Origin of the sequence: Kribbella sp. (assembly GCF_035655035.1) — a bacterium.
In the GTDB taxonomy this organism is placed as follows: domain Bacteria; phylum Actinomycetota; class Actinomycetes; order Propionibacteriales; family Kribbellaceae; genus Kribbella.
The window spans coordinates 1-12,355 of the sequence record NZ_DASRVN010000795.1 but is presented as its reverse complement, the minus strand read 5'-3'; the positions used below and the strand labels follow the sequence as shown (position 1 = coordinate 12,355).

The 12,355-nt window shown below is 71.4% G+C and carries 11 protein-coding genes; 3 read left to right on the top strand and 8 right to left on the bottom strand.

Annotated features, from left to right (window positions below; translation table 11 throughout):
- From VFF46_RS40535 to VFF46_RS40525, 3 genes are all read left to right on the top strand, one after another.
- On the top strand, positions 1–804 hold an 804-nt coding region (locus VFF46_RS40535), incomplete at its 5' end, for a substrate-binding domain-containing protein (RefSeq protein ID WP_325042597.1).
- A 60-nt stretch (positions 805–864) separates the two neighbouring features.
- Positions 865–1,872: an alcohol dehydrogenase catalytic domain-containing protein gene (locus tag VFF46_RS40530; protein WP_325042596.1), complete on the top strand. Its 1,008-nt coding sequence runs from the start codon at positions 865–867 to the stop codon at positions 1,870–1,872.
- Positions 1,869–2,834 (top strand): Gfo/Idh/MocA family oxidoreductase, encoded by a 966-nt coding sequence (locus VFF46_RS40525; protein WP_325042595.1) that lies wholly within the window; start codon positions 1,869–1,871, stop codon positions 2,832–2,834. The genes VFF46_RS40530 and VFF46_RS40525 overlap by 4 nt, the downstream gene beginning before the upstream one ends.
- Before the next feature lie 258 nt (positions 2,835–3,092).
- On the opposite strand, the gene VFF46_RS40520 is transcribed toward VFF46_RS40525, so the two are convergent.
- From VFF46_RS40520 to VFF46_RS40485, 8 genes are all read right to left on the bottom strand, one after another.
- On the bottom strand, positions 3,093–4,334 hold the full coding sequence (locus VFF46_RS40520) for an RNA polymerase sigma factor (protein ID WP_325042594.1): 1,242 nt from the start codon (positions 4,332–4,334) through the stop codon (positions 3,093–3,095).
- Between the two features lie 115 nt (positions 4,335–4,449).
- Positions 4,450–4,857, bottom strand: coding sequence for a TIGR03668 family PPOX class F420-dependent oxidoreductase (locus VFF46_RS40515; RefSeq protein WP_325042593.1), 408 nt, complete (start codon positions 4,855–4,857; stop codon positions 4,450–4,452).
- A complete protein-coding gene (locus VFF46_RS40510; protein ID WP_325042592.1) occupies positions 4,854–6,446 on the bottom strand; it encodes an NAD(P)/FAD-dependent oxidoreductase in 1,593 nt (530 codons plus the stop codon). Before VFF46_RS40510 ends, VFF46_RS40515 begins: the two co-directional genes overlap by 4 nt.
- Positions 6,447–6,541: 95 nt before the next feature.
- Positions 6,542–7,387 carry a CoA ester lyase gene (locus VFF46_RS40505; RefSeq protein WP_325042591.1) on the bottom strand — a complete coding sequence of 282 codons (846 nt, stop codon included), beginning with the start codon at positions 7,385–7,387 and terminating at the stop codon, positions 6,542–6,544.
- Between the two features lie 111 nt (positions 7,388–7,498).
- Entirely contained in the window at positions 7,499–8,686 is a 1,188-nt protein-coding gene (locus tag VFF46_RS40500; protein WP_325042590.1) for a CoA transferase, read from the bottom strand.
- On the bottom strand, positions 8,683–10,665 hold the full coding sequence (locus tag VFF46_RS40495) for an SUMF1/EgtB/PvdO family nonheme iron enzyme (protein WP_325042589.1): 1,983 nt from the start codon (positions 10,663–10,665) through the stop codon (positions 8,683–8,685). The genes VFF46_RS40500 and VFF46_RS40495 overlap by 4 nt, the downstream gene beginning before the upstream one ends.
- Positions 10,662–11,555, bottom strand: coding sequence for a ribokinase (locus VFF46_RS40490; protein ID WP_325042588.1), 894 nt, complete (start codon positions 11,553–11,555; stop codon positions 10,662–10,664). Before VFF46_RS40490 ends, VFF46_RS40495 begins: the two co-directional genes overlap by 4 nt.
- A partial coding sequence (locus VFF46_RS40485; RefSeq protein ID WP_325042587.1) for an ADP-ribosylglycohydrolase family protein occupies positions 11,545–12,355 on the bottom strand: 811 nt, incomplete at its 5' end. The genes VFF46_RS40490 and VFF46_RS40485, both read right to left, overlap by 11 nt.

Genomic DNA, 12,355 nt, shown 5'->3' with positions numbered 1-12,355 from the left:
ACCGGCACCGTCACGCTGGCCGTCCCGAGCTTTCGCGAGCGGTACTTCGCCGACCTCGCCGAGGCGGTCGTCGGCGCCGCCCGGGACCGCGGGACGACGGTCCTCGTCGAGACCACCGGCGGTCACCGGGACGCCGAGCTCGAACTGCTCCGCGGCGGCGAGATCCTCACCGACGGCGTGATCATGAGCGCGGTCTCGCTCGGCCGTGGCGACCGGCGCGGCGCGCACCCGGTGGTCCTGATCGGCGACCGCGAGCCGGGCAGCACGATCGACCACGTCGGCATCAAGAACCGAGAGGCGGCGCAGGCCGCGGTCACCCACCTGCTCGACACCGGCCGGCGGCGGATCCTGCTGCTCGGCGCGAACCACGGCCCGCGACGCTCGTACCAGCTCCGGCGGCAGGGGTACCAGGCCGCGCTCAAGAAGCACTGTACGGCGATCGATCCGGAGCTGCTCGTCGAGTGCGACTGGACCACCGCCGCGGCGGCCGCGGCGATCACCCGGACCTTCGAGCGGCTGCGGCCGGACGGCATCTTCGCGATGAACGACTCCGCCGCGCTCGGCGTACTGCGGGCGCTGCACCGCAGCGGGGTCGACGTACCGGGGGACGTCTCGGTGATCGGGTTCGATGACATCGTCGAGTCGGGGCTGTCGACGCCGACGCTGAGTACCGTGGCGCCGCTGCTCGGCGACATCGCCAACGGCGCGCTCGACCTGCTGGCGGAACAGCGGGACGAGGAGCACGTCCCCGAGCACCGGATGGCCGGGTACGAGCTGCGGATCCGGGAGAGCTCCACCCGCTGACCAACCGACCCGGCGCGACCTCTTGTGGCGTGGATTTGCTACGTAGTAAATTCCGGCAGCATGACGCGCACCGCTCTCGCCCCGAAGTTCACCGGAGCCGGAAACATCGAGTTCGCGGCTCACGAGTACGCCGACCCCGGCCCCGGCCAGCTGCTGCTGTCCGTGCAGGCCAACGCGCTCTGCGGCACCGACCGCCACCAGTACGTCGGCGGCTCGCCGGTCGTCCCCGGACACGAGGCCGCCGGGACGATCCTGCAGGCCGGCGAAGGAACCAGTACGCCGGTCGGCACCCGCGGCGCGGTATTCCTGATGGACTACTGCGGCGAGTGCCGCAGCTGCCGGTACGGCGCCACCAACCAGTGCTTCGCGAAACGCGCCGACATGGGCTTCACCCACGACGGCGGCTACGGCCCGTACGAGCTGGTCCACGAGTCCAACTTCTTCCCGATCACCGACGACGTCGAGATCGGCAACGCGACGATGCTGCTCGACGTGATGGGTACCAGCAGCCACGCCCTCGGCCGCGCGGCGCTGGTCCGGCAGGACGTCGAGAGCGTCTACATCGCCGGCGCCGGGCCGATCGGGCTCGGGCTGACCGTGATGAGCAAGCTCAGGTACGGCGCCGACGTACCGGTCTACATCTCCGACGTGTCGCGCTGGCGGCTGGACTTCGCCGAGACGTTCGGCGCGATCCCGCTGATTGTCGACAATCTACAGGCAGCCGGGAACCCGGACATCGCGTTCGATGCCTCCGGCAAGGAATCGGCACGACGGGCGGCGCTCGACATCATCGGCAAGCGCGGCGCGCTGATCTGCGTCGGCCACGGCGAGGGCGTGACGCTGAGCGCCTCCGACGACCTGATCAGCCCGGAGCACGCAGTACTCGGCAGCGAGTACTTCCGGTACGACGAGATGCCGGGCAATCTCGCGGTGCTGTCGGAGCACCAGGAGCTGATCTCGCGGGTGATCAGCCATCGTTTCCCGGTGTCCGAGATCGCGGATGCGTTCCGGTTGTTCCTGGCCGGTGAGACCGGGAAGGTCGTCATCACCCAGGAGGGTGCGTCGTGAGGGTCGCGGTCGTCGGCGCCGGCGGCTGGGGCGAGCACCATGCCCGGATCTTCGCGCGCCGCGAGGACACCGAGCTGGTCGCCGTCGTCGGACGGACGGCGGAGCGCACGCGGGCGCGGGCCGAGCGGTACGGCACGACGCCGTACACCGACCTCGACCTGATGCTGGAACGCGAGCGGCCCGAGCTGATCACGGTCTGCCTGCCGAACGAGGAGCACTACGAGGTCACGCTGAAGCTCGTCCACACGGGTATCCCGCTGCTCGTCGAGAAGCCGCTGGTGTTCGATCTCGCCGAGGCCGACACCCTCCTCCACGATGCTCAGGGCAACTTCTTCGCGATCAACTTCAACCACCGGTACGCCGAACCGGTGCAGCGCGCCAAGGCCCTGATCGACGCCGGCGAGCTCGGCGACCTGGTGTTCGCGACCTGGCGCTTCGGCGGCGAGGCGAACCGCGGCGGCTCCCCGCACGCCAACCTGATCGAGACGCAGTGCCACGGCTTCGACATGCTCGAGCACCTGGTCGGCCCGATCTCCGCCGTATCCGCGCAGCTGACCGACAAGACGTACGGCGCGTTCAGTACGGTCGCGCTGGCGCTCGACTTCGCGAACCGCGCGGTCGGCACGATGCTCGGCAGCTACGACTCGTCGTACGCGTACCCGGACACGCAGCGGATCGAGATCAACGGCACCGCGGGCCGGCTCGTCATCCACGACACTGTCCGCGCCCTCAGCTTCTCCAAACCCGGCGACCCGGTCGAGCAACGCTGGCATTCGACGTACTTCGACGACGACTCCCGCAACTTCGCCGGTACCTTCGACCGCCACGTCGACGCCCTCCTCCAAGCCCTCCGCGCCGGCGACCCACCCCCCGTCCCCGCCGAAGCCGGCCGCCGCGCCCTCCAACTCGCCCACGCCGCGATCCACTCCCACGAGACCGGCCGCCGGGTCGCCTGTGGATAACCCGACCACACCAGGCACGCCAACGGATAAACTCAAGTAGGAAGAACAGGGCACGGCCACGACACGGCGCAGCGTTCCGGCCACCGGACAACGGCCACGGCACGGCGCAGCGTTCCGGGCAACGGACAACGGCCACGGCACGGCACGGCGGAGCGTTCCGGGCAACGGACAACGGCCGCGGCTGGTGGGCGGAGCGGTTACGCGGCGCCGCCATACCCGCCGACAGCCGCCGCCGGGCCCAGCCCGCCGGGTGAACGTTCAGCCGGCTCCGGCCGCGACTGCGTCGGCCTTGGCCTGGAGGTAGCGCTGTTCGGGGAGGCTGGTGGTGCGGCGGGCTGCGGCCAGGTAGTGGGAGTGGGCTCGGGTGGCGTCGCCCAGGCGTTCGTAGAGGTGGGCGCGGACGGCGTCCAGGCGGTGGGTTTCGGTGATGTTCTTGTCGTGCTCGATCGTGGTGAGCAGGTCCAGACCCGCTTGGGGGCCTTCCACCTGGGCGAGGGCGATCGCGCGGTTGAGGGTGACCATAGGGTTCGGGGCGAACTTCTCGAGGAGTAGGTACAGCGCGTGGATCTGCTGCCAGTCGGTCGCGTCCGCGGTCGGGGCCTCGGCGTGGACGGCGGCGATCGCGGCCTGCAGCTGGTACGGACCGACCGCGCCCTGCTGCAGCGTGTGCAGGATCAGGTCGGCGCCTTCGGTGATCTGCGCGCGGTCCCACAGCGAGCGGTCCTGCTCGTCGATCGGGACCAGACCGCCGTCGGCCGTCGTCCGCGCGGCCCGCCGGGAGTCGGTGAGCAGCATCAGCGCGAGCAGCCCCGCGACCTCGCCGTCGTCCGGCAGCGCCGTACGCAGCATCCGCGCCAGCCGGATCGCCTCCGCGGTCAGCTCGACGCGCTGCAGCTCCTCCCCCGAGCTGGCGGTGTAGCCCTCGTTGAAGATCAGGTACAGCACCTGCAGTACGACCCGCAGCCGCTCGGCCTGCTCCGCCGCCGGCGGCATCTCGAACCGGCTACCGGCCGCCTTGATGCTCTTCTTCGCCCGGCTGATCCGCGGCGCCATCGTTGCCTCCGGCACCATGAACGCGCGGGCGATCTCCGCCGTGGTCAGACCACCGACGGCCCGCAACGTCAACGCCACCTGGGATGCGGGCGTGACCGCCGGGTGACAGCACAGGAACAACAGGGTCAAGGTGTCGTCGGCGTCCGGCACCGAGTCCACATCGGCGCCCGGGGCAACCAACTCCTCCGGCCCGGCCATCGCCGCCAGGTTGTCCTCGCGCCGCCGCCGCGCACTCTCGCTCCGGAACACGTCCGTCAGCCGCCGGGTCGCGACCGTGATCAGCCAGCCCCGCGGATTCCCCGGTACGCCGTCCACCGGCCACTGGGTCGCCGCCGCCAGCAACGCCTCCTGTACGGCGTCCTCACACAGGTCGAACTGCCCGTGCCGCCGCGCCAGGAACCCCAGCACCTGCGGCGCGAGCTCCCGCAACAGCCCCTCCACGTTCACGCCGCCGAGCCTAACCCGCCGCTCGACAGTACGTATACGCCCACTGAGCCCGACCGGCCGGTCCGCTGAGCGTGCACGCCGCCGCGACGGACCGACACCTCCTGTCGAGCTGCCGTCACCCGAACGCCCACCCCGACCACCGCCCGGCCCGGATCTCGATCACCGGCCCCCGCGGCGGATCGGCGTCGTACTGCGGGTACTTCGCCACCAGCAACTCCACCGCCGCCGCGTCCTCGGTCACCACGCGCGCCACCCCGTCCACCCGAACCCACCACAGATGGGTCCAGTCCTCGTCGTACTCGTCCACCAGTACGGCGACGTCCGGGTGCGCGGCGATGTTCCGCAACCGCTTCAGCGCGGTCGTCGTCTTCGGCTTCTGATCGACCGCGACGAACAACGAGTCACCGTGCACGGCGTACGTCACCGGCACGAGGTGTGGGCGCAGATCCGCGTCGACGGTCGCCAGCCGTCCGACCCGGGCGGCCGCCACCCGGGCTCTGCAGGCCGCCTCGTCGAGCCTCACTGCTGCAGGCGACGCAGCGCGGCGGCGGGAAGCCGGCGGGTCAGCGGCCCGAGCAGGGACGCGTCGCGGAGGGCGGTCCGGGCGGCGAGGTGACCGCAGGCGCCGTGGACGCCGCCGCCCGGATGGATCGCCGAGCTGCCGAGGTACAGGCCGTCGACGAAGGTACGGGCGCCGCCGAGCCCGATCGTCGGCCGGAACACCAACTGCTGGTGCAGCTGCATCGTCCCGCCGCCGACCGCCCCGAACCCGAGCGCCGTGTTCCCGGACTCGAGCGCTGACGGCCGCTGCAGATCCCGCCCGACGATCAGGTCACCGAACCCGGGAGCGAACCGCTCGATCGCGCGCTCCATCCGTCCGGCCAGCTTCTCCGCCGACGCGTCGTCCGCGATCCCGCGCGGCAGGTGCGCGTACGCCCACACCGCTTCGGTCCCCGCAGGCGACCGCGACGGGTCCGACTTCGTGGTCTGCCCGATCAGCAGGAACGGCTGCGACGGCACCCGCCCGGTGTCCAGGTCCGCGGACAGGTGCACCAGGTCGTCCGCCGTACCACCGAGGTGTACGACGCCCGCCGAGCGTGCCTCGACCGCCTTCCACGGGATCGGCCCGCTCAGCCGGAAGTTCAGCTTCACGGTCGGGTAGTCCCACTCGAACCGCTCGTCCAGGTCCCGCCGCAGCCCGCCCGGAACGAGGGCCTCCGGCAACAACTCGCCGTACAGCGCCGGTGCCGAGGTGTCCGCGATCACGGCCCGCTCGACCGTGACCGTCTCCCCCGACGACGTCCGTACGGCGGTGGCGCGGCCGCCGGTGACGTCGACGCCCGTGACCGGCATGCCCGACACGAGCAATGCCCCGGCCCGCTCGGCCCGTCGTACCAGCGCGCCCGAGAACGTGGACGAGCCGCCGGCTGCGACCGGGTACCCGACGTCCTGCGCCATCATCGCGAGCAACCAGCCCATCGTGCCGCTGACGCTGCCGGACAACGGCGCGTCCGCGTGCATGGCATTCCCCGCGATGAGCGCCGGACCGTGCCGGCCGGCGAACAGTTCCTGGCCCATCCGGTGCATCGGCATCGCCATGAACCGCGCGAACCGCAGCAGCTCCCCCGCCGAGCCGAGCCTCCGGGCCAGCTTCAGCCCCGGGCCGACCGGCGGCCAGGTGGTGAGCAGGGCGTTCAGCAGCGGCTCGCGGACCGCCACGTACTGCTGGTACAGCCGCAGCCAGGCCTCGCCGTCGCCCGGGTGTTCCGCGCCGAGCGACTTCGCGGTGTCCTCCGGGTCCGGGTGGATCGCGGCGGCGGCGCCGTCCTCGTCGAGCAGGTGGACGAGCGGGAGCGGCGCGTGCGACCACTTCAGCCCGAACTTCTCCAGTTCCAGCGCGCGGATCACCGGCGACGCGACGCCGAGCGGGTAGTTCGAACTGAAACGATCGCTGATCCAGCCGCCGTCCTCGGTCGACCGGACCGCGCCGCCGAAGGTGTCGGCGGCCTCCAGCACCAGCACGTCCCAGCCTGCGTCGGCGAGCGTGATCGCGCTCACCAGCCCGTTCGGCCCCGAACCGATCACCACGGCATCAACACTGCGCGGCAGCATGCCTACGACCTTAGCCGACCTCGTTCCGCGGACCTGTGTCACTGACCAACACACGCCGATGCCGGCCTTGCGGCGCCCGCTGAGCGTGCCGGGACCTAGGTGACCGTGGGTTGGTCAGTGGTGGAGGTCCGGATCTCCCGGATCAGGGCGGTGACCTCGCGGGCGCGCCCGATCATCGCGGGGTCGACCATCCGGCCGTCCGGAAGGACCAGTACGCCGCCGTTCCTGACGTCGGCCTTCTCGACCGCCTCCAGCAGTTCCTCCGCCGCGGCGACCTGGGCAGCCGACGGGGTGAACGCCTCCACGATCGTCGACAGCTGCCGCGGGTGGATCGCCGTACGCCCGACGAATCCGAGCGCCCGGCCTTCGACGGACGACTGCCGCAGTCCGTCCAGATCGTGCACGTTCGGATAGACCGACATCATCGGCGCGCCCAGTCCGGCAGCGCGGGAGGCTGAGACGAGACGTGCGCGCGACCAGGCGAGCCCTGCAGGGCCGTCCACGCCGAGCGCGCTGGACAGGTCCGCCTCGCCGAGGGCGACCGCGACCACCCGCGGATCGGCGGTGGCGATCTCGAACGCCCGTTCCACGCCCAGCGGTGACTCGATCAGTGCCGTGATCCTTGCCGACGGCACCTTTTCCAGTACGGCGTGCACGTCGGCGGCGCTCTCCACCTTCGGCACCCGCAGCCGGACCGACGGTACGGCGGAGATCGCCGCCAGGTCGTCCGCGATCCACGGCGAGTGCAACGCGTTCACGCGGATCTCCACCGGCCGCGAGACGTTCGCCGCGATCCAGGCCACCGCCCAGCCGCGGGCGTCCGCCTTGCCGGCCACCTGTACCGCGTCCTCCAGGTCGAACACCACCAGATCGGGGCCGGCGGCAACGGCCTTCGCGAACCGGTCCGGCCGGTTCCCCGGCACATACAACGCAGTCAACACCTCATTCCCCCTCTCAACCGTTCGCTGGTAGGCGTCCGAGATGCAAGATTTGCGCCCTGGATCTCGGGCGCGAACCCAGCTTCTCGGACGCCAACCCACCACATGCTCCGCTCAGACGACTCCGGCTGCCCGCAGCGCGGCGAGCTGGTCGGGCGTGACGCCGATCTCGGCGAGCACCTCGTCGGTGTTCGCGCCGTGCGGGCGCCCCGCCCACTTGATCTCTCCCGGCGACTCGGACAGCCGGAACAACACGTTCTGCATCTCGACCGGTCCGCCGAGCTCGTCGTCGTCAACGCTGACGATCGTCCCGAGTGCGGCGTACTGCGGATCCTCGACGATCCCGCGGATGTCGTGCACCGGCCCGACCGCGGCCTCGGCCTTCTCGAACTCCGCCATCACCAGCTCCAGCGGGCGCGAGGCGATCCACGACCCGACCGCGTCATCCAGCTCGTCGGCGTGCTGCGCCCGCTCCCGGCCGGTCGCGAACCACGGCTGCGCGACGAGATCCGCGCGCCCGACCAGTGTCACGACCCGCTCGGCGATGCTCTGCGAACTCGTCGACACCGCCACCCACCGGCCGTCGGCAGTGCGATAAACGTTGCGCGGCGCGTTGTTCGACGACCGGTTCCCGAGCCGCGGCTGCACGTACCCGGTCTGCTGGTACGCCGTGATGCCGCCGCCGAGCATCATCAGGATCGGCTCGATGATCGCCATGTCGATCACCTGCCCGGCCCCGGAGCGATCGCGTTCGCGGAGCGCGACCAGGACCGCGTACGCCGTGGCCAGCGCGGTGATCCCGTCCGCGAGCCCGAACGGCGGCAGCGTCGGCGGCCCGTCGGGCTCACCGGTGACCGCCGCGAACCCGCTCATCGCCTCGGCCAGCGACCCGAACCCGGGCCGCCGCGACCACGGCCCGACCTGCCCGAACGCGGTCACCCGCGCGATCACCAGACGGGGATTCACCGAAAGCAGCACCTCGGGCCCAAGACCCCAGCGCTCCAGCGTCCCGGGCCGGAAGTTCTCCACCAGTACGTCATGGGACCGCACCAACGACAGGAACACGTCCCGGCCGCGCGACAGATCCAGCGTCGCGAGCCGCTTGTTCCGCCCGAGGGTCTTGAACCACAACCCGACCCCGTCCTTCGACGCGCCATGGGTACGGGCGGCGTCGGGACGCGACGGGTGCTCGATCTTCGTGACGTCGGCACCGAAGTCGCCGAGGAAGGTCGCCGCGAGCGGTCCCGCGAACAGCGTCGCCGCCTCCAGCACCTTCACACCGTCAAGAGCGGCGGGTCTCATCCCGCGCACCGGAAACCGATGGTCGCCGAGCGGTCCAGCCCGCCGCCGGTGAGCACCAGCTTGAAGCTGACCTCCGGCTCCTGCGGCCCGCCGTCGGCGTACCAGTCCGAGCCCTCGGCGCGGTAGTGCGAGCCGCCCTTGAGAATGCAGAACCGGCTCCGGCCGTCGCGGTGCTCGCTCTCGGTCAGGTTCCACACCAGCGGTTCCAACCGGCTGAAACCTGCGTCACGAGCCGCGACCTGCCACTCGTCCTCGGTGGGCAGCCGGCCGCCACGCCACGCGGCGTACGCCCGCGCGTCCGGGAGGTCGACGTACGTCACCGGCTCGTCCTCGGTCCCGGGCACCGGCGCTCCGTCGGCCCAGTGCTTCAGGAACCGGTTCGCAATCAGCGGCTGGTAACCGGTCGCCTGCAGAAAGGCCAAATACTGAGCGTTGGTCACCTCGGCCACGGCCACCGAGACCCCCGGCAGCGAGACCTCACGGGTGACCGTCTGGACGTCGTGCAGCCGGGGCGGCAGCGGCTTCCACTCCTCCACGTACGGCGCGGTGTCGTACAGCCCGGTCTCGCGACGCCGGTGTTTCACCGTCAGCACGCGCTCGCCGGCCGGTACGTCGACCGTCGCGCCGATGGACGCCTCCCCGGACACCGACGGTACGGCGACCAGCTCCGCCGGGCGCATCGGGAACGCCGACTCCGGGACGTGTGGCCGCGGCAGGGTCCCGAGCCGGCGCGCGGTCGCCCGGCAGGAGGCGCCGGCGGTCGCGCCGACCCGGACGATGCCGGCCACGCCGCGACCCGGTACGACGAGATGGACGCCGTCGTCGTCCGCCGTGATCGGGACGCCGGACGTGACGTCGTACCAGTCCCCGACCTGGTCCTCCGAGCGCAGCACGATGCCCTCGAAGTCCTCCTCGTCGCGGTTGATCAGCGTCCAGAACGTGATGTCGGCGAGGTCGAACCGGGACCCGTAGACGCCGTGCGCACGGGCCTTGTCCGGGATCTCCGGGGTCAGCTGGATCCAGTCGCCGTCGATCAGCACCGGCGCGAACGCCCGCTGCGCGGTCACCATCCGGCGCAGCGTCGCGCGGTCCCGGGCGTTCCAGCCGACCCAGGCCGAGAACACCGACTCCCAGACCAGCATGCCGACGCCGTTCACCCAGGCGGACTGCAGCTCGTCGCTGTGGTCCCGGTTCCAGCGGCGGGTGTGGTGCATCATGTGCCGGCGCTCGAACAGGTGCGCCCGCAGTACGCCGGGCGCGTGCGTGTCGGCGAACCACTGCGCCCACGACAGCGCGTGGTCCCCGATCCTTGCCAGCGGCAACCGGGACTCGCCCTCCAGCGCGATCGCCGGGTTCGCCTGGCGCAGCGCCCGGGCGAAGGCCGGATCGCCCTCCTTCAGCGTGTCCAGGAAGGCGCCGTCAACGTTGTAGTCGCTGACCAGCGCGGCGAACTCGTCCGCATCGGAGCGGGCCGCCCGGCGGGTGCCGACGTCCCACGGGTTGTAGTCGAAGAACACCTTGAGGCCGAGCTCGTGCAGGTCGTCGACGAGCTGCGGCAGGCCGGGGACGTCACGGTAGAAGTCGAACTGGTTCCGGTCGTCGATCCCGATCACCGGGTACGCGTGCCAGAGCACGATCGCGTCGTACCCACCGAACTCCGCGACCCCGTGCTCGACGAACTTCCGCGGCGTGAACTTCCCGGTCGCGAGGTCGTACAGCAGGTCGTCCCAGAGCCAGACGAGCGCCACCGAGTACGCCGTCTGGGTCCACTCGCGACCGGGCTCGGTGTAGTGCGAACCGTCGTACCGGGTCCGCTCGAGAGCGCCGGACTTCCACTCGGCGAGCGTCGCACGCCACCGCGGCAGGTCGGCCGGGTCCTCCGGCGCGCCAATGATCTTGGCGTCGTCCAGGAAGGACACGTCGGCCGTCGGGTCCACCAGGGTCGGTAGATCGATCGGCCGCGGTTCGAGCGGGTTCACAGGTATACCTCCGCATAACGCGCGTCGATTGCATCCCCGTGAGGCACCGAGGGAATGGCCCCCGCAGCCTGAACACTTAATGAAGCAGCAACGTTAGCGCGTCGGACCGCGTTCGTCAGGTCGCTTCTCGTGACCGAGTCGTTAGCTGACGCGGCAACGAGCGCCGCCGCCAGGACCCCGCAGAAAGTGTCGCCCGCGGCGGTCGTGTCGACCACCTCCACGGGTACGCCGGGCACCTCGATCTCGTCGGCGTCGCGGGTCAGGATCACCGCGCCCGCACCGCCCAGCGTGACCACCGCGGCCGGTACCTTCCGCAGCAGCGCGGACCGGTCCGGCCCGGCGATCGCCTCGGCCTCGGTCTCGTTCACCACCAGCAGGTCGACCTCGGCGAGCAGCTCGTCGGACAGCTCCGCCGCCGGGGCCGCGTTCAGGATGAAGTACGGCGCCGCCGCGGCCGCCGCCTGGACGGTGCCGAACGGGATCTCCAGCTGGGACAGCACGACCTTCGCCCGGCCGATCGCGGCCAGCGCGGCACCGGACAGCGTCAGCTCGCCGTTGGCGCCGGGCGCGACGACGATCGAGTTCTCGCCGCTCTCCTCGACGGTGATGATCGCCGTACCGGTCGGGGACTTGCTCGTGGTCGCCAGCGACAGGTCGACGCCGTCGAGCGCGTCCCGGAGCAGCGCGCCGCCCTCGTCGTCGCCGAGCGCGACCACCATCGCCGTACGGGCGCCGGCCCGCGCGGACGCGACCGCCTGGTTCGCCCCCTTGCCGCCGGGGCCGCGGGTCATCAGCCCCGCGAGGACCGTCTCCCCCGGCCGCGGGATGCGCTGGACCGGGAGGACCAGGTCCACGTTCGCGCTACCTACTACTACAACCTCAGGCTCCACCCCGGGCCACCTCCACAGTCCGCCGCGCCAGCTCGTCGATCGCGATCTGGTTCATCCCGGGGAGGCTGGTGGCCACCCGGTTGTCCAGTGGTCCCGACCACTCTGCCGGAACCCCGCGCGTGGCGCCAAAAACCGCGCCCACGGTGGCACCGGCCGAGTCGGTGTCCCAGCCGCCCATCACGGCCCGGCCGATCGCGGCGCCGAAATCCGGGGCCGTCAGCGCGTAGGCAGTGAGTGCCGTGTTGTTCACCGCGTGTACCCAGTGCAGGTCGCCGTACTCCGCATGCAGAGCGTCCAGCGCCTCGTCGAGACCGGCGTCGGCGAGCGTCAGCCCGAAACGGACCGCGCGGGCGATCGCGCCCTGCGGGTTCACCGCCTCCAGGCCGGCTGTCGCAGCCGCGACCGGGTCGTCCAGCACCAGTGCGGCGGCTGACATCGCGGCTACCCAGAGTGCGCCGTCGACACCGGCGCCGGTGTGACTGAGCCGGGCGTCGACCAGCGCCAGCCGGGCCGCCGCCGTACGGTCACCGGGATGAGCCCAGCCGTACGCGTCGGTCCGGATCTGGGCGCCGATCCACTCCCGGAACGGGTTCCCGACGACCGCCGCGCGGGCCGGCTCGACGCCTTCGAGAAGGTTGCGGTAGGCAACACGCTCGGCAGTGAACACGCGGCCGGCCGGCAGGTCGCCGAGCCAGCTCTGCGCGACGTCCTCGGTGGTCAGGCCATGCTCCCCGGGCCCGAAACGTTCCATCATCAGCAGCGCGAGGATCGCGAAGTTGATGTCGTCGTCCTCGGGCATC